General features: G+C 69.3%; 15 protein-coding genes. 6 read left to right on the top strand and 9 right to left on the bottom strand.

Annotated features, from left to right (window positions below; genetic code table 11):
- Window positions 1–51: 51 nt before the first annotated feature.
- The 4 genes from rplU (at window position 52) to proB (ending at window position 3,423) form a co-directional block, all read left to right on the top strand.
- Window positions 52–366: a 50S ribosomal protein L21 gene (rplU, locus tag FKO37_RS17950; RefSeq protein WP_037813760.1), complete on the top strand. Its 315-nt coding sequence runs from the start codon at window positions 52–54 to the stop codon at window positions 364–366.
- Window positions 367–412: 46 nt separating this feature from the next.
- Entirely contained in the window at window positions 413–670 is a 258-nt protein-coding gene (gene rpmA / locus FKO37_RS17955) for a 50S ribosomal protein L27 (protein ID WP_009081082.1), read from the top strand.
- A gap of 126 nt (window positions 671–796) precedes the next feature.
- On the top strand, window positions 797–2,320 hold the full coding sequence (gene obgE / locus FKO37_RS17960) for a GTPase ObgE (protein ID WP_134732972.1): 1,524 nt from the start codon (window positions 797–799) through the stop codon (window positions 2,318–2,320).
- Window positions 2,317–3,423, top strand: coding sequence for a glutamate 5-kinase (gene proB, locus FKO37_RS17965; protein ID WP_134732974.1), 1,107 nt, complete (start codon window positions 2,317–2,319; stop codon window positions 3,421–3,423). Before obgE ends, proB begins: the two co-directional genes overlap by 4 nt.
- Here the strand turns inward: proB and FKO37_RS17970 are convergent.
- A complete protein-coding gene (locus tag FKO37_RS17970; RefSeq protein ID WP_037813743.1) occupies window positions 3,420–4,043 on the bottom strand; it encodes a TetR/AcrR family transcriptional regulator in 624 nt (207 codons plus the stop codon). The genes proB and FKO37_RS17970 overlap by 4 nt on opposite strands.
- A gap of 64 nt (window positions 4,044–4,107) precedes the next feature.
- Between FKO37_RS17970 and FKO37_RS17975 the strand changes: the two genes are divergently transcribed.
- Window positions 4,108–5,379 (top strand): NAD(P)/FAD-dependent oxidoreductase, encoded by a 1,272-nt coding sequence (locus FKO37_RS17975; RefSeq protein ID WP_238605157.1) that lies wholly within the window; start codon window positions 4,108–4,110, stop codon window positions 5,377–5,379.
- Between the two features lie 2 nt (window positions 5,380–5,381).
- Here the strand turns inward: FKO37_RS17975 and FKO37_RS17980 are convergent, their stop codons facing one another.
- From FKO37_RS17980 to FKO37_RS18000, 5 genes are read right to left on the bottom strand one after another with little or no spacing between them, the layout of a single operon-like run.
- Window positions 5,382–5,858, bottom strand: a complete 477-nt coding sequence (locus FKO37_RS17980) for a hypothetical protein (RefSeq protein WP_037813741.1) — start codon at window positions 5,856–5,858, stop codon at window positions 5,382–5,384.
- Window positions 5,859–5,886: 28 nt separating this feature from the next.
- Complete coding sequence (locus FKO37_RS17985) at window positions 5,887–7,509, bottom strand: AMP-binding protein (RefSeq protein ID WP_238605159.1); 1,623 nt, start codon at window positions 7,507–7,509, stop codon at window positions 5,887–5,889.
- Between the two features lie 13 nt (window positions 7,510–7,522).
- Complete coding sequence (locus FKO37_RS17990; RefSeq protein WP_134732980.1) at window positions 7,523–8,257, bottom strand: SDR family NAD(P)-dependent oxidoreductase; 735 nt, start codon at window positions 8,255–8,257, stop codon at window positions 7,523–7,525.
- A 10-nt stretch (window positions 8,258–8,267) separates the two neighbouring features.
- On the bottom strand, window positions 8,268–9,413 hold the full coding sequence (locus tag FKO37_RS17995) for an acyl-CoA dehydrogenase family protein (protein WP_037813733.1): 1,146 nt from the start codon (window positions 9,411–9,413) through the stop codon (window positions 8,268–8,270).
- 2 nt (window positions 9,414–9,415) lie between these two features.
- The gene (locus tag FKO37_RS18000) at window positions 9,416–10,210 is read right to left on the bottom strand and encodes an enoyl-CoA hydratase-related protein (RefSeq protein WP_037813731.1); all 795 of its coding nucleotides are present in this window, start codon (window positions 10,208–10,210) and stop codon (window positions 9,416–9,418) included.
- A 115-nt stretch (window positions 10,211–10,325) separates the two neighbouring features.
- Between FKO37_RS18000 and FKO37_RS18005 the strand changes: the two genes are divergently transcribed.
- A complete protein-coding gene (locus FKO37_RS18005; RefSeq protein ID WP_238605161.1) occupies window positions 10,326–10,949 on the top strand; it encodes a TetR/AcrR family transcriptional regulator in 624 nt (207 codons plus the stop codon).
- Window positions 10,950–10,962: 13 nt separating this feature from the next.
- On the opposite strand, the gene argS is transcribed toward FKO37_RS18005, so the two are convergent.
- The 3 genes from argS to FKO37_RS18020 form a co-directional block, all read right to left on the bottom strand.
- Window positions 10,963–12,681: an arginine--tRNA ligase gene (argS, locus tag FKO37_RS18010; protein ID WP_037813727.1), complete on the bottom strand. Its 1,719-nt coding sequence runs from the start codon at window positions 12,679–12,681 to the stop codon at window positions 10,963–10,965.
- Window positions 12,682–12,738: 57 nt separating this feature from the next.
- On the bottom strand, window positions 12,739–14,028 hold the full coding sequence (locus tag FKO37_RS18015; protein ID WP_238605162.1) for an MFS transporter: 1,290 nt from the start codon (window positions 14,026–14,028) through the stop codon (window positions 12,739–12,741).
- Between the two features lie 690 nt (window positions 14,029–14,718).
- Entirely contained in the window at window positions 14,719–16,836 is a 2,118-nt protein-coding gene (locus tag FKO37_RS18020) for a RecQ family ATP-dependent DNA helicase (RefSeq protein WP_238605164.1), read from the bottom strand.
- Window positions 16,837–16,970 lie beyond the last annotated feature (134 nt).

Here is a 16,970-nt window from a genome sequence, read left to right on the forward strand (position 1 = left end):
GCCGGCCGCGCCAGCCCCCTAACCCATTGTCGAGTAATGCAGGAGACATCCGTGTCGGCGTACGCGATCGTCAAGACCGGCGGCAAGCAGTACAAGGTGGCCGTCGGCGACGTCGTCGAGGTCGAGAAGCTCGAGGGCGAGCCGGGCACCGAGCACACCTTTCCCGCCGTGCTGTTCGTGGACGGTGGCGAGGTCACCACGGACGCCGACGCGTTGGCGAAGGTCTCGGTCATCGGCAAGGTCGTCGAGCAGACCAAGGGTCCGAAGATCCGGATCCACAAGTTCAAGAACAAGACCGGCTACCACAAGCGCCAGGGTCACCGGCAGAAGCTGACCCGCGTCGAGGTCACCGGCATCTCCAAGTAGTTCTTCGGATCTTCGGGACTGAAGCTTTCAAGAAGGGGCATGAGCGATGGCTCACAAGAAGGGTGCGTCCAGCTCCCGCAACGGTCGTGATTCGAACGCCCAGCGACTGGGCGTGAAGCGCTTCGGCGGCCAGGAGGTGAACGCGGGCGAGATCCTGATCCGCCAGCGGGGCACCAAGTTCCACCCGGGCGTGAACGTCGGCCGTGGCGGCGACGACACGCTGTTCGCGCTCGCCGCCGGTGCGGTCGAGTTCGGCTCGAAGCGCGGCCGCAAGACGGTCAACATCGTGCCAGTCGAGGCCTGATTCTCGGTCTCGATAGCGTCAGAACCTCCAAGCGAGGGGTGGGACCGGAATAACTCCGGCACCACCCCTCGTTTGTTTTTGTCCGGATACTTTTTCGCACATTCGCACGTGAAGTGAGGCAGAACCATGGCGTCCCGGTTCGTGGACCGCGCGGTCATCCATCTGACCGCCGGGGACGGGGGAAACGGCTGTGCCTCGGTGCACCGCGAAAAGTTCAAGCCGCTCGGCGGCCCGGACGGCGGCAACGGCGGCAACGGCGGTGACGTCACCCTCGTCGTCGACGCCAACGTGCACACCCTCCTCGACTTCCACTTCCGCCCGCACGCCCGCGCCGGCAACGGCAAAATGGGCATGGGCAGCAACCGCAACGGCGCCGCCGGCGAGGGCCTGGAGATGAAGGTCCCGCCGGGCACCGTCGTGTTCACCGAGGACGGCGAACTCGTCGCGGACCTCACCAGCCCCGGCACCCGGTTCATCGCCGCGCAGGGCGGCCGCGGCGGGCTCGGCAACGCCGCGCTCGCGTCGAAGGCCCGCAAGGCGCCGGGGTTCGCGCTGCTCGGCGAGCCCGGCGAGAGCCGGAACCTCGTGCTGGAGCTGCGGTCGGTCGCCGACGTCGGCCTGCTCGGGTTCCCGTCAGCGGGCAAGTCGTCGCTGATTTCCGTGCTGTCCGCGGCGAAGCCGAAGATCGCCGACTACCCGTTCACCACGCTCGTGCCGAACCTCGGCGTCATCACCGCCGGGTCGTCGGTCTTCACGATGGCCGACGTGCCGGGCCTGATCCCGGGCGCGTCCGAGGGCCGCGGGCTCGGCCTGGACTTCCTGCGCCACATCGAACGCTGCGCCGTGCTGGTGCACGTGGTCGACTGCGCGACGCTGGAGCCGGGCCGCGATCCGCTGTCCGATGTGGACGCTCTCGAGGAGGAGCTGGCCCGCTACACGCCGGGGCTGGGCGGCAAGCTCGAGGAGCGCCCGCGCGTGGTGGTGCTGAACAAGATCGACATCCCGGAAGCGGCCGAGCTGGCCGAGTTCGTGCGTCCCGACCTGGAGGCGCGCGGGCTGCGCGTGTTCGAGGTCTCGACCGCGTCGCGCAAGGGCCTGAAGGAGCTGACCTTCGCGCTGGCGGAGGTCGTCGAGACCTATCGCGAAGCGCAGCCGGTGCTGGAGCCGGAGAAGATCGTGCTGCACCCGCTCGCGATCGACGACAGCGGGTTCACCGTCGAACGCGACCCGGAGGAAGAGGGCGGGTTCATCGTCCGCGGTGCGCGCCCGGAGCGGTGGATCCGGCAGACGAACTTCGCCAACGACGAGGCCGTCGGCTACCTGGCGGACCGGCTCAACCGGCTCGGCGTCGAGGAAGCGCTGGCGAAGAACGGCGCCCGCCCGGGCAGCCCGGTCACCATCGGCGACATCCAGTTCGAATGGCAGCCCTCCACCCCGGGCGTCGCGGTGCATCTGTCCGGCCGCGGCACGGACGTCCGGCTGGAGCGCACCGACCGCGTCAGCGCGTCCGACCGCAAGGAAGCCCGCCGGATCCGCCGCGACGGCACCGGCGAGGACGAGGACCTGGTCGACGAGGAGACCACCCCGTCCATCGATGCCGAACTGGACGACGTGTGGGACGACGAGGAGCAGGCGGAGCGCGACCGGTGAGCGGCACGCGCCAGGAGATCGCGGAAGCCCGCCGGCTGGTCGTCAAGGTCGGTTCCTCGGCACTGACGACCGCGGGCAGCGGGCTCGACGTTGCCCGGCTCGACGCCCTGGTGGACGCCATCGCGGACCGCGTGGCCCGCGACGCGCAGATCGTCCTCGTGTCCTCGGGCGCGATCGGCGCCGGGCTCGCGCCGTTGAAGCTGGGCAAGCGCCCGCGCGACCTGGCCACCCAGCAGGCCGCGGCGAGCGTCGGGCAGCTCGCGCTGGCGCACGCGTACGCGGAATCGTTCGGCCGCTACTCCCTGACCGTCGGCCAGGTGCTGCTCACTTCCGACGATGTCGTCCGCCGCTCGCACTACCGCAACGCGCAGCGCACGTTCTCCCGGCTGCTCGCGCTCGGCGCGGTGCCGGTCGTGAACGAGAACGACACCGTTGCCACGCAAGAGATCCGCTTCGGCGACAACGACCGGCTCGCTGCCCTCGTGGCGCACCTCGTCGGCGCCGACGCGCTGGTCCTGCTGTCCGATGTGGACGGTCTGTACGACGGCGACCCGCGAGACGGCGCGACCCGCAAGATCACCGAGGTGCGCGGCGAGTCCGATGTGGAGGGCATCGCGGTCGGCATGTCGTCCTCGGGCCTCGGCACCGGCGGCATGGTCTCGAAACTTTCCGCCGCACGCACCGCGGCCGGCGCCGGAATCCCGGTGTTGCTGGCCGCCGCCGCCGACGCCGGAGACGCCCTGCGCGAGGCGAACGTGGGCACCGCGTTCGCGCCCGCCGACACCCGCCTGTCGGCCCGCCGCTTCTGGCTCGGGTACGCCGCAGACACCTCCGGCCGCCTCCGCCTGGACGACGGCGCCGTGCGAGCGATCTTGCGCCGCCGGTCGCTGCTGGCGGCGGGAATCACCGGTTTGGACGGTGATTTCGAGGCCGGTGACGTGGTCGATCTGGTGGATTCGGCGGATGTCCCGGTGGCGCGTGGCGTGGTCGGGTTCGATGCGGGGGAGTTGCCTGCGTTGATCGGCCGGTCGAGTCATGAGGTCCCGGTGGAGCATCGCCGGGAGGTTGTGCACGCGGACGACCTCGTGCCGCTGCGCCGCTAAGACCCCGAGAGATGCCGAGCAACGCGTGCGAGCTGCTCCGCGTAATACTCCACAAAGGACTCTGACGACGGATCCTCCCCGGTAAGCGCCTCGGCGATCCGGGGGAGCGACGTCGGCGCGCTCGCCGCCGCCATCAGCATCAGCAGCAGCGTCCGAGGGTCCACATCGGACGGGAAGTCGCCCGCTTCCTGCCGCGCCCGCATGTACTTGAGCTGCCCCCGCAGGAACTCGCGCTGCGACTCCGCCCCCGCCTCGCTCGGGGCGCCCTCGGCCATGTTCTCCCGCAGGAACAACCGCGCCTGGTCCTGGTCGGAGAGCCCGCTCCTGGCGAAATCCGCGACCACGTCCGCGAGCGGGCGGTCCGGCGTGGTCATCGCGGAGAACCCGGCGAACGGTTCGCTCGCCACCTCCGCGTACAGGCCTTCCTTGCCGCCGAAGTAGTACGAGATCAGCTGCTTGTTCACCCCCGCGCGCTGCGCGATGTCGCTCACCCGCGCGGCCGCGTACCCCTTGCTGCCGAACTCGGCCTTGGCCGCCTCGAAAATGCGGGCCTTCGTGCGCTCGGGATCGCGCTGGCGCTCGCCGGGGCGCGGCGCGCGGCGCGGGGTGGTCTCGGACACCTGGGCAGCCTAACCGACGCATTAATCATCCTGAAGGTTGACACAATCATCCACGAGGATGATTATGGAGACCGACCGAGAGGGGATGACCGTGAAAAAGATCAAGGTGGCAGTGGTAGGCGGCGGCACCGGCGGGTTGTGCCTCGCGCACGGCCTGTCGCGGGCCGGAGTCGAGGTGGCGGTGTACGAGCGCAGCCGCACCCGGACCGAGCGCTTGCAGGGTTACCGCGTGCACATCGCGCCGATGGGCTCGGCCGCGCTGCATGATTGCCTCCCGCCTGCGGCGTGGGAACAGTTCCTGGCCACGACGGGGGTCAGCGAGGGCACATTCGGCTTCGTCACCGAGAAGATGCGCGAGTTGGCGGCCTTCGACGCTCCGCCCAGCGCTGACCCGACCGCCGCGCACCATTCGGTCAGCCGGATTTCGATGCACCAGGTCCTGTCGTCCGGATTGGACGGAATCCTCTGGTACGACAAGGAATTCGTGCGCTACGAGACCGATTCGAAGGGCGTCGGCCTGCACTTCGCGGATGGCACGACCGCCGAGGCGGACCTGGTCGTCGGTGCGGACGGTGCGAGCTCCCGGGTCCGTGCGCAGCTGTTGCCGCACGCGAAGCGCGTGGATACCGGAATCCGGACTGTCATCGGCAAATTCCCGCTGACCGAAGCGGCTCGCACGCAGCTTCCGCGGCAACTCGCGACGGCCCCGACGCTCGTGTTGCCCCCGCCCGGCTGCGGGATGTTCACCGCGCCGCACGAGTTTCCAGCGGCTTCGGTCAACGACGAGACCGCGGTCGTCGACCCGGTGCTGTTCGACAACACCAGCAGCTACGTGATGTGGTCCTACGGCGCGAAAGCCGATCGCTTCCCGGCCGATCTCGCCGAACTGGACGGTCCCGTCCTCCGTTCGCTGATCCTGGACCGGATCCGCGACTGGCATCCGGCGTTCAGCCGGCTGGTGCGGGATTCGCCGGACGGCACGGTGAGCATGCTGCTGATCCGCACGTCGGTGCCGGTTCGCGACTGGGAGACCGGCCCAGTCACCCTGCTCGGCGACGCCGTGCACAGCATGACGCCGTTCCGCGGCATCGGCGCGAACATCGCACTGCGCGACGCACAAGTGTTGTGCCGCAACCTTTCCCACGGCGGCGACGTGACCGCTGCGGTCGCCGACTACGAGCGGCAGATGCGGAAGTACGCGTACCCACAAGTGCATGGTTCGCTCCGCAGCGCTAAGCAGTTCGTGACGGAAAGCCGGTTCAGCCGCGGGTTGACGCGCGCGTCGATGACCGCGCTGGGAGCAGCCCTCTCGCTGCGACGGAAACTGCGCGGCTGACCTCAGCCCGCGCCATACCAGCGTCCGCCCGGCGGCATGGCGTACTCCGTGTACAGAAGGGCGGCCAGGGTTTGCCAGCCGGCTTTGTCGGCGGTGAACGTCCGGCCGCCCGGCGCGATCAGCACAGCCCGGCCGTTCGCGTCGGCGACCAGCGAGATCGGTATCCGGTACTCGTCGTAGTCGTGTCGCACGAGCCAGCGCCACCCGATCGTGAACCGGCGGCGGGCGGACACCGGATACCGCACGTCGACGTCGGAAACCCCGGTGCCCGCGATCGTCCACAGCGGAGTGACCCGAAGTCCGGCGAGATGCACGAGCTGCGGCTTCTTGCCGTCCGGTTCGAAGCGGTAGTACGGCCGCCTGCACCAGCGCTCCCACCGCAGCCGCCGTCGTTCGCGGCGGATCGGGCCGTGCAGCCGGGACCGTGCTTCCTCCAGCAACGCGAGGGCACGGGCGTAGTCGGGATCGTTGCGGGACACGAGATCCTCCCCTCTCTCGCGCCCGAAGCTACTGACCCGGCCGGGGACCGGTCCCGCTCTGCTTGTCCACCAGCGACCGGAGCTGAAACTTCTGGATCTTGCCGCTGGCGGTCCGCGGGAGTTCCGGAAACAGTTCCACGCGCTCCGGCCAATACTGCTTGGTGACGCCTTTTTCGGCGAGGAAACCGCGCAGCTTCTCCAGATCCAGGTGCGCGCCGGGTTTCAGCACGAGACAGGCGCACGCGCGTTCCTGAAGGCGCGGATCGGGGACCGCGACCACCGCGACCGCTTCGACGTCCGGGTGTTCGTAAAGGACGTTCTCCACATACGCGACCGGGATGTTCTCGCCGCCGCGGATGATCACGTCCTTGGTGCGGCCGGCGATGCGGAGGTAGCCGTCGGCGTCGATGGTCGCGAGGTCGCCGGTGTCGAACCACTCGCCGGTGAAACTCTCGCGGGCCAGTTCGAGCCGTTCGGCGTAGCCGACGAACAGGAACGGCCCGGCGACCTGCAGGCGGCCCTCCGCGCCCGGCGGCAGTTCGGCCCCGTCCGCGTCGACGGTCCGGATCCGCATTCCGGGCCACGGATAACCGTCGGTGTCGATCAGCTTGTCGTCCGGATCGCCCGGGATGCCGAGCGTGACCAGCGCGTCTTCGCTCTGCCCCCAGCCGCCGAGCACGACGAGACCGGGCAGTTTCTGCCGCGCCTGCCGTACGAGCGCGCGGGGGATCGGTGCGCCCATGCAGCAGAACCGTTGCAGGGAACTGAGATCGTGGTCGGCGAGATTCGGCGCGGACAGCAGGTCGTGCAGGAACGGCGTGGCGGCCGAGGTGTAGGTGATGCCGTGCTCGGCGACCAGTTCCACGAACCGCGCGGCATCCCACACGTCTTGCAGCACGCAGGTCGCGCCGTTCTGCACGCCGAGCCTCGCGCCGTAAAGGAAACCGGTGAGATGCGCGAGCGTCGACGCCATGTGCAGGACGCTGTCGGAGGTGATGCCGAGCCGGTCGGGGAGCGGGTTGTTCGCAGCGACGGCCGTGTTGTGCGTGTGCATCACGCCCTTGGGCTCGCCGGTGGTGCCGGAGGTGAAGATCAGCAGGGTGACGTCGTTGGGATCAGGCCGCCACGACGGCAGCTCGTGCCGCTCTTCCCAAGGGGTCGCGGCGAACTCGTCCCAGGACGACCCGACCACCAGCACGTGCTCCAGGTCCGGCCACCGCGGACGGAGCCGCTCCGCCATCGCCGGATAGTCGAAACCGCGGAATTCCCGCGGCACCACCAGGATTTTCGACTTCGCGAGCGCCACCATGAAGCCGACCTCGCGGTCCCGGTAGATCGGGATGAGCGGATTGCTGACCGCGCCGATCCGGCTCGCCGCGTAGTGCACGACGATCCACTCGATCCGGTTCGGCAGCTGGAAGGACACGACGTCGCCAGGCCGGACGCCCAGTTCCAGCAGCCCGAGCGCGCACCGGTCGACCTCCTGTTTGAGCTGGCCGAACGTGACGCTGCGCTGCGAATCGACGAACGCGGTCTTGTCCGGCGCGGCCGCCGCGGCGTCGTCGAGATAGTCGGTGATGGTGCGGTTCGCCCAGTACCCGGCGCGGGTGTGGGCTTCGATCGTCTCGTCGTCGAGGATCGTCGCGAACATGGCGGGCTCCGGGTCAGCTCATGGTGAGGCCGCCGCTGACGCTGACGGTCTGGCCGGTGACGTAGGCGGCCTCGTCGGAGGCCAGGAAGGCGACCACGTTCGCGATGTCGGACGGCTGCGCGAGCCGCCGGAACGGGATGGCTTTCGTCAGTGCTTCGCGCAGCTTCGGGTTGTCGCCGCCGAGCGAGGCGAACAGTTCGGTGTCCGCGGGACCAGGGCAGACGACGTTGGCGTTGACCGTGCTGCGCGCCAGTTCCCGGGCGATCGACTTCGTGAACGCGATGATGCCGCCCTTCGCCGCCGAGTACACCGCCTCGCCCGACGAGCCGACGCGACCGGCGTCCGAGGCGATGTTGACCACGGACCCGAAACCCTGCTCGACCATCACCGGCAGCACTTCCCGGCAGGTGTTGAGCACGCCGTAGAGATTGATCTGCACGACGCGGTCCCAATCGGCGCGGTCGGACTCGACGAACGGACCCGCCTTGTCCCAGCCGGCGTTGTTGACCAGCACGTCGATCCGGCCGAACTGCGCGCGAACCTGCTCGACCGCGCCGGCGACGGATTCGGGGGAGGTGACGTCGGTCTTCACGCCGATCCCGCCGATCGCGGCCGCGGTTTCCTTCGCGGTGGTCTCGTTGATGTCGCTGACCACGACGGTCGCGCCCTCGGCGGCCAGCTTCTCGGCGATACCTCGGCCGATGCCCTGGCCCGCGCCGGTCACGATGACGACTTTGTCCTTGAGCATGGTGCTCTCCTTAGGGTGCGTAGGCGCGGCCGAGCAGGTTGCGCGCGATGACGAGCTTCGACACCTGCGCGGTGCCGTCGCCGATTTCGAGGCCGATCACGTCGCGAAGCCGTTGACCGACCGGGCTTTCGCTGGAGTACCCGAGGTGCCCGAACGTCAGCAGGCACTGGTGGATGGTCTCGGCGGCGAGCTTCGGCGCCCAGAACTTCGCCATCGCGGCCTCGGTGCTGTGCTCGGCGTCGTTGTCCTTGCGCCACAACGCCTCGTAACAGACGTGCCGGGCGCCGCGCAGGTACGTCGCCTGCTCAGCGAGCGGGAACGCGACGCCCTGAAAGGTGCCGATCGGACTGCCGAACGCTTCGCGGTCGCGAGACCACTGCAACGCCTCGTCGAGCGAAACCTGCGCTGCGCCAAGGCAGGCGAGCCCGATGATCGCGCGCGAGTAGTCGAAACCTTGCATCACGGAGACGAACCCCTGGCCTTCTCCGCCGACCAACGCTTCCTTCGGGACGGGCAGCCCGTCGAAGTGCAGGGAAGCGCGGCCGATCGCCCGGCTGCCGAGGTCGTCGAACGCTGCCCGCGAGACGTACGCGTCGTCCAGTTCGACCCAGAACGCACTGACGCCGCGAGCGCCCGGGCCGCCGGTGCGGGCGAGCACGAGCGCGACGTCGGCGGACATGCCCAAGGTGATCGACGTTTTCTCGCCGGTGAGCCGCCAGCCGTCGCCGTCCGGTTCGGCCTTCATCTCCAGCTTCGCGGCGTCGGTGCCGTGTCCGGGTTCGGTGATGCAGAACGCAGGCACGACCTCGCCGGACGCGATCGGCGGCAGCCACGCGGCCTGCTGCTCCTCGGTCGCGTTGCGGGTGAGGATGTCGCTGACCAGCGCGCTGACGATGATCAGGTAAGCCGCGTTGAAGTCGCCGCGCGCGACCTCTTCGGCCGCCATCCCGGCGACAATCGCGCTGGCCTCCTGGCCGCCGTGCCGTTCCGGGATGCGCAAGCCAGTCAGGCCCATCGAGGCCAGGTCCGCGACGAGCTGGGGTCGCAGCTTCGCCGCCTTGTCGTCGGATTGGTAATGCGGTGCAAGGACTTTCGTTGCGAACCGGCGCAGCTCGTGCCGGTAAGCGTCCTCGTCGCCGGTGAAGGTGAAGTCCATGGTCAGTGCCAGTTCACGTGCGAGACGAAGTCCGGCTTGCGCTTCTCCGCAAACGCTTGCGCACCCTCCAAGCCTTCCGGCGAGGCAGTGAACAGGTCGAGCGCGGACATGGCCAAATTGGACAGTCCGGCCTGGTGGTCGGTGTCCGCGTTGAAGGACTGCTTGAGAAAGCGCAGTGCGGTCGGGCTTTTCTCGGCGGCTTCGCCGGCCCACGCCTTGGCGGTCTTGAGCAGTTCGCCCGGCGGGACGACGGCGTTGACCAGACCCATCCGCTCCGCCTCGGCCGCGTCGTACTGGCGGCAGAAGAACCAGATCTCGCGCGCCTTCTTCTCGCCGACGACCCGAGCGAGATAAGCCGAGCCGAACCCGGCGTCGAACGACCCGACCCGCGGACCGGCCTGGCCGAACCGCGCGGTCTCGCTGGCGATCGTGACGTCGCACAGGACGTGCAGCACGTGCCCGCCGCCGACCGCGACGCCGTTGACCGCGGCGATCACCGGCTTCGGGATGTCGCGGATGAGCTTGTGCAGGTTGCCGATCTCGAACATGCCGCTCTCGGTCGGGCCGTAGTCGCCGGTCTCCGCGCGCTGTTTGACGTCGCCGCCGGTGCAGAACGCTTTCTCGCCGGCGCCGGTGAGGATCACCGCCTGCACGTGCTTGTCCGCCCACGCCAAGCGGAACGCCTTGATCAGCTCGTCGACCGTCCGCCCGCGGAAGGCGTTGTAGCGCTCCGGCCGGTCGATCGTGACGACCGCGGCCGGACCGTCGATCTCGTACCGGATGTCCTCGAACTCCATCGTTCGCTCCCGTCTGTCGTCTGACCACGGTGACAAAATTTGACTGTCGAGTCAAGAGTTGAACTTACAGTCAACCGGTAGGCTTCCGGGACAGCGGAAAACCGGGAGGAGCAGGATGGGCGCGGTGAAACCGCCGTCCGAGCGCGTGCGGCGCAAGCGGGGCAAGCGGATCCAGGAGATCCTGACGGCGGCGGCCGAACTGTTCGGCGAACGCGGCTACGACGCGGTGAGCCTGGAGCACGTCGCCGAGCGCCTGGACGTCACGAAGGGCTCGCTGTACTACTACTTCTCCAGCAAGGACGAGCTGGGCACAGCGGCGATCGAGACGCTCGGCGACGAGTGGACGGCCCGGCTGGAGCAGTTGCTCGACCGCACCGAGGGCACGCCGGAAGCCCGGCTGCGCGCGCTGATCCACGAACACGTCACGATCGCGGTCAACGACTATCCGGCGGCGCTGCGGCTGTTCTTGATGCCGCGCGAGTGGCCGAGCGCGCAACGCGAGCGCATCAAGGAACTCCGCCTCCGCCACGACGCGCTTTTCCGCGCGCTGATCGAGGAGGGCGTGGCGAGCGGCGAGTTCACCGTCACCAGCGTCGACACCGTGCTGCAGTGCATGCACGCCGCGATGAGCCAGGCGCCGACGTGGTGCGGTGAACTGCCGTCCGCCGCGCAGGGGAAAGCCGTGGACGAGGTCGCCGATACATTGCTGGCGCTCGTCCACATCGGACAGTCCGGCTAGCTCGAACGGTGTGCTAGAGGCGGCGCGGGGCTTCGATGCCGAGCAACGCCAAGCCCTGCACGAGTGTGCGCGACGTGAGCGTGGCCAGCTGTACCCGCGAAGCGCGCAGCTCTGGCGTTTCCGCGATCAGCACCGGGCACTGTTCGTAGAAGCGCGAGAAGGTGACGGCGGTGTCGTACAGGTACGTACACAGCTTGTGCGGCGCGTACGCGGACGTCGCCGCGCTGATCGCTTCGCTGAACCGCAGCAGCGTCAGCGCGAGCGCGCGTTCCGCAGGCTCCTGAAGCAGGATCGGCGCGTCCTCGGCAGGCTCTCCGGCTTTCGCGAGGATCGACTCGATCCGCGCGTGCGCGTACTGCAGGTAGACGGACGTGTTGCCGTCCTTGGCGAGCATGCGGTCCCAGTCGAACACGTAGTCGCGTTCGCGGTCGCTGGAAAGGTCGGCGTACTTCACCGCGCCGATCCCGACCGCGCGCGCGACTTCCTGCTGCTCTTCCTTGCTGAGTTCACTCCGCTCGGCAACGACTTCCGCGGCCTGCGCCACGGCTTCGTCGAGCAGGCTGGAGAGCTTGATCGTCTCGCCGGCGCGGGTGCGCATCACCTTGCCGTCCGCGCCGAGGATCGAGCCGAACCCGATGTGCTCGGCGTGCACGCCGTCGAGCCAGCCGGCCGCACGGGCCACCGCGAAGATCATCGCGAAGTGCTGCGCCTGCGGGGTGCCGACGACGTACAGCAGGTCGGTCGCGCCGCGTTCGGCGGTCCAATACCGGATGGTGGCGAGGTCGGTGGCCGCGTAGCCGTAGCCGCCGTCGCGCTTGCGGACGATTAGCGGGAGACGGTCGCCCTCGCGGTTGGTGAAGCCTTCCGGGAACACGCAGACCGCGCCGTCGCTGATCTCGGTGAGGCCGTCGGCCTCGAGTTCGTCGACGACTTCGCCCAGGTACGGGTTGTAGAAGCTCTCGCCGTAGATGTCGTCGTCGGTGAGCGTGATGCCGAGCTTGCGGTAGGCCGCGTTGAAGTGCCGTGTCGACTCATCGACGAGTTCCTGCCAGAAAGCGAGCGTGTCCGGGTCGCCGCCCTGGAGTTTCACCACCCGCTCGCGGGAGCGGGTCGCGAACGCCTCGTCGGCGTCGAACTTCCGGCGCGCGGCCTGGTAGAACGCGTTGAGGTCGCTGCGGTCGCCGGACGGTTCGTCCAGATGATGCTCGATGAGCATGCCGAACGGCGTGCCCCAGTCGCCGAGGTGGTTGTGCGGCAGCACCTCGTGCCCGACGAAGCGCAGCAACCTGCTGATCGCGTCGCCGAGCACCGTGGAACGCAGATGCCCGACGTGCATTTCCTTGGCGACGTTGGGACTGCTGTAGTCGAGCGCGACCCGGCGCGGCTGCTCGGCTTCGGCCACCCCGAGCCGGTCGTCGCGGGCCTGCTCGGCGACGCGCTGCTCGAGCCATTCGCGGCGCAGCACGAAGTTCAGGAATCCCGGCCCGGCGATCTCCGGCCGGTCGGCGACCCCGTCCAGCTCCAGGTTCTCGACGATCCCGGCCGCGACCTCGCGGGGCGGTTTGCCAAGCCGTTTGCCGAGGCTCATCGCCAGGTTGCACTGGTAGTCGACACCGTCGCGAGTGGACACCGCGATGAGCGCCGCGGACGGGTCGAGGTCGACGTCGAACGCGCGGCGGAGCGCTGCCACCACGCGTCGGGCCAGTTCCTCACTAACCTCGGGCTTGCGCACGGTGTCCCTCCTTCGCGTAGTCGATCGTTGAAGCCTACCGACCGCGCGCGAGCGGGTTTACCGCAGTTCACTGCCCTTCGTTTCGGGCATCCGGAGGATCACGAAGAACGCGATTGCCGCCCCGACAGCGACGTACCAGAAGAAGGCAGTGGCAGCACCAGCCGCGGACAGTGCGCTGAGCACGAGCGGCGCGGTCCCGCCGAACACGGCGACGGTCAGGTTGTACCAGGCGCCGATGCCGAGCCCGCGGAGTTCGGTGGGGAAGAGCTCGCTCATGATCGCCGGGGCGAGCGAGGTCATCGCGGTGTAGAGCGCGAGGCCGACGCAGAACACGATGAGCAGATTCCAAAATCCGGGTCGCACGAGGTAGGAGAGCGGGACGATCACGAGTGCCGTCGCGCCGGACCAGACCAGCAGCTGAGGCCGCCGCCCGTACCGGTCCGCGAGGGCTCCCATCGGATACTGGAGGGCGACGAAGAGCGCGGTCGCGATGGAAAGCGCGAGGAAGGTGTCGACGTCGTTCGCGCCGCGTCCCTTGACGGCGAAGGACGTGAGGGCGCTGAAGAAGGTGTAGTAGCAGAGCGTCGAGAGCATCGAGAACCCGATGAGCTGCCCGACCGCCTTCGGATGCTGGGTGATCGTGGTGAGCAACGGCCGCTCAACGCGTCGCGCGGTCTCCTTTTTCTCGTGGTACAGCTCGGTTTCCGCGAGACTGCGGCGCAACCACAGCCCGACGAGCCCGAGCACCCCGCCGAGCAGGAACGGAATCCGCCAGCCGAACGAGCTGAGGTGCGCCTTGTCCATCGTGCGGGCGAGCACGAACCCGAGCACGGTCGCGATGAGGACCGCGGACCCGGTGGAGATGTAAAAGAACGAGGAGTAGCGCCCCCGGCGTTCCTTGGGCGCGACCTCGCCGAGGTACGCGGAAGCGTTGGAAACCTCGCCGCCGAGCGAAAGCCCCTGAGCGATCCGCGCGAGCAGGAGGAGAATCGGAGCCAGCCACCCGACCTGCGCGAACGTGGGCAGCAGCCCGATCGCGACCGACCCGCCCGCCATCAGCGAAATAGTGAGAATCATGGCGGGCTTGCGCCCGTGCACGTCGGCGAACCGTCCGAGCAGCACGCCGCCGAGCGGCCGGAAGAAGAACGCGAGCGCGTAAGTGGCGAACGTGTTGATCAGCGCGAGCGTTTCGTTGCCAGGAGGGAAGAACGCGCCGGCGAAGTAGATGCTGAAGGTCGCGTAGATCGTCCAGTCGAACCACTCGAGCGCATTGCCCGCACTGGCAGCGAACAACTTCCGCACCGGCAACCGATGCCGGGCAATGCCTTCGGTCGTCGAACCGGCCATCGGGCAACCTCCACACGTCCGCACGGGCGGAACGGGACTTTGCCAGAAATGCCCGGAGATCGGTAGATCTCGGGGAAGGATGGCAGTTGGTGCTTGTCCCACTGCGGTGTGTGACGCGGGATCGCGTTTGCTGCACAGGATCGTGCGGTGGTGCAGGCTGCAGAGGATCGTGCGATGGCGGAAGCTGCACAGGATCGTGCGGTGGTGAGGGCGCAGAGGGTCGTGCGATGGCGGAAGCTGCACGGGCTCGTGCGGTGGTGCAGGCGTTGCCGCGCGGCAAATGCGCGGTGGCGCAGGCGCGCACGCCGCTTCGCGCGAGGCTGGCAGCCGGGCTGGTTGGCAGATGCTCGTCCCCGCCCCGCCCCGCCCCGCCCCGCCCCGCCCCGCCCCGCTTCGTTCGTGCGGCATCTCGGATCAGCCTGGCAGCCTTCGCTGTGCCTCGACCCGCGCTCGCAACCGCGGCGGGCAGCTCGTCGAGCGCGGGCTCACTTCACCCGGCTAGTCCCGGCCCGCCGCACTCGCCAGCCAGCAGCCGCCTTCGGCCATCCCAGCCAATCCCGCCTAGCCGCGAAGCCAATCTTGCCTAGCCGCTAAGCCGCCACCGCCCGGCCCCGCAGACAAGAGGGCACCCGCCAGCAACCGACCCGGCCGCCCCAGCAACCTCGCCCAGCCGCCCAGACCCAGCGCACCTCAAGCAGTGGTCGCCAACGCGAACGGCAACACCCCCTCCGCCCCGGCCCGGCGCAGCAGCCGTGCCGCCAGGGTCATCGTCCAGCCGGTGTCGATCAGGTCGTCCACCAGCAGCACCGGCCCGCGCGTCTGCGCGACGCTCGCCGCCACGTCCTCCGGCAGGCTCAACCTCCGCCACAGATCCGCCAGCCGCTGGGCGCTGTTCGCCTGCCGCGGCGGCGGTCCGGCCGACGCCAGTTCGCCCAGGTAATCCAGCCTGCCGATCGCCGACAGCCGCAGTGCGAGGCTGTCCACCAGTTGCGGCCGCGTCGCCGACGGGATCGCCACCACCGCCACCGGACGTTGCGCCCATTGCCATCCCGCGAGCACCTTCACGCACGCGTCGAACACCGAGTCGGGGACCTCGGCGTCCGGCGCGCCCGGGCCGAGCAGTTCGCGTAGCCGGCCGCCCCAGCCCACGTCCGTGAGCCTGCCCAGCACCTGTCCCGGCTCGGCCTGCTCCTCGGTTTTGATCCGGCCCGACAGCGGCACGTCGAGCCCTTTCATCCCGCTCGGCCACTGTTTGCGCGGCGCGACCTCGACCCCGGGCCGGTCCAGCCGTTCCCGCGTCGCACCCGCGATCTCGTCGGACACCGCGGTGCTCCAGTGCTCCCCGGTGCAGTTGTCGCACCGGCCGCACGGCACCGCCTCCGGATCGTCGAGCTGCCGCCGCAAATACTCCATTCGGCACCCGCCGGTGCGGATGTACCCGAGCATCGCCTCCTGCTCGGCCGCCCGTGCGACACCGACCCGGTCGTACCGCTCCCGGTCGTACTCCCATGGCTGCCCGGTGCTTTCCCAGCCGCCGCGCACCCGGCGCACCGCACCGTCCACATCGAGCACTTTCAGCACCATCTCCAGCCGGGACCGGGAAAGCTCGACCGACGGCTCCAGCGCGGCTGTCGAAAGTGGACGGTCGGCGTACGCGAGCGCGTTGAGCACCTGCGTGACGCGCAGCTCGTCCGGGAACGCCAGCGACCCGAAGTACGCCCAGATCGCCTTGTCCTCCCGCCCGGGCAGCAGCACCACCTCGGCCCGTTCGACGCCGCGGCCGGCACGGCCGACCTGCTGGTAGTACGCGATCGGCGACGACGGCGCGCCGAGGTGCACCACGAACCCGAGGTCCGGCTTGTCGAACCCCATCCCGAGCGCCGACGTCGCGACCAGCGCCTTGACCCGGTTCTCCAGCAGGTCGTCCTCCGCGGCCTGGCGGTCGGCCGGATCGGTTTTCCCGGTGTAGGCGGCCACCGGATAACCGCGGTCGGACAGCAGCGCGGTGACGTCGTGCGCGGCGGCGACGGTGAGCGTGTAGATGATGCCTGACCCCGGCAGCTCCGCCAGGTGCTCGGCGAGCCAGGCCAGCCGCGCCTCGTCGCTGGGCAGTTCGGCCACGGCCAGCCGCAGGCTTTCCCGGTCGAGCGGACCGCGCAGGACGAGCGTGTCCGTCTCGCCGCCGATGCCGAGCTGCTCGGCGACATCGGTGGCCACCCGGTCGTTCGCGGTCGCGGTGGTGGCCAGCACCGGCACGCCTTCCGGCAGGTCGCCCAGCAGCGTGCGCAGCCGCCGGTAGTCCGGCCGGAAGTCGTGGCCCCAGTCCGAAATGCAGTGCGCCTCGTCCACCACCAGCAGGCCGGCGCTGGCGGTGAGCTTCGGCAGCACGCTGTCGCGGAAGTCCGGGTTGTTGAGCCGTTCCGGGCTGACCAGCAGCACGTCCACCTCGCCCGCGGCCACCGACGCCTGGACCTGGTCCCACTCCTGCGCGTTCGCCGAGTTGATGGTGGCCGCGTGGATCCCCGCCCTGGCGGCGGCGGAGATCTGGTTGCGCATCAGGGCGAGCAGCGGCGACACGATGACCGTCGGCCCCGCTCCCTGTTCCCGCAGCAGCGCGGTGGCGAGGAAGTACACCGCCGACTTGCCCCAGCCGGTGCGCTGCACGACGAGCGCACGCCGGTGGTGCGCGACCAGTGCCTCGATGGCGGTCCACTGGTCTTCCCGGAGGGCGGCGTTGTCCCCGGCGAGCGCCCGGAGCAGGGTTTCCGCGCGGGTCCGGAGGTCTGGGGTGGTGTCGGTGATGTCCACGTCCCCCGGTCTACCCCATGCCCCCGACAATCCCGGAGCCGCCCGGACCGGAACGGACGGTTTCCGGCTGGAAACGCAGAGTTATGTGACTCATGTCACAACAGTAACCTAGCTCGCAGTCGCGACGGGGAGCC

This window comes from Amycolatopsis sp. Poz14 (assembly GCF_006704225.1).
GTDB lineage: Bacteria > Actinomycetota > Actinomycetes > Mycobacteriales > Pseudonocardiaceae > Amycolatopsis > Amycolatopsis nivea.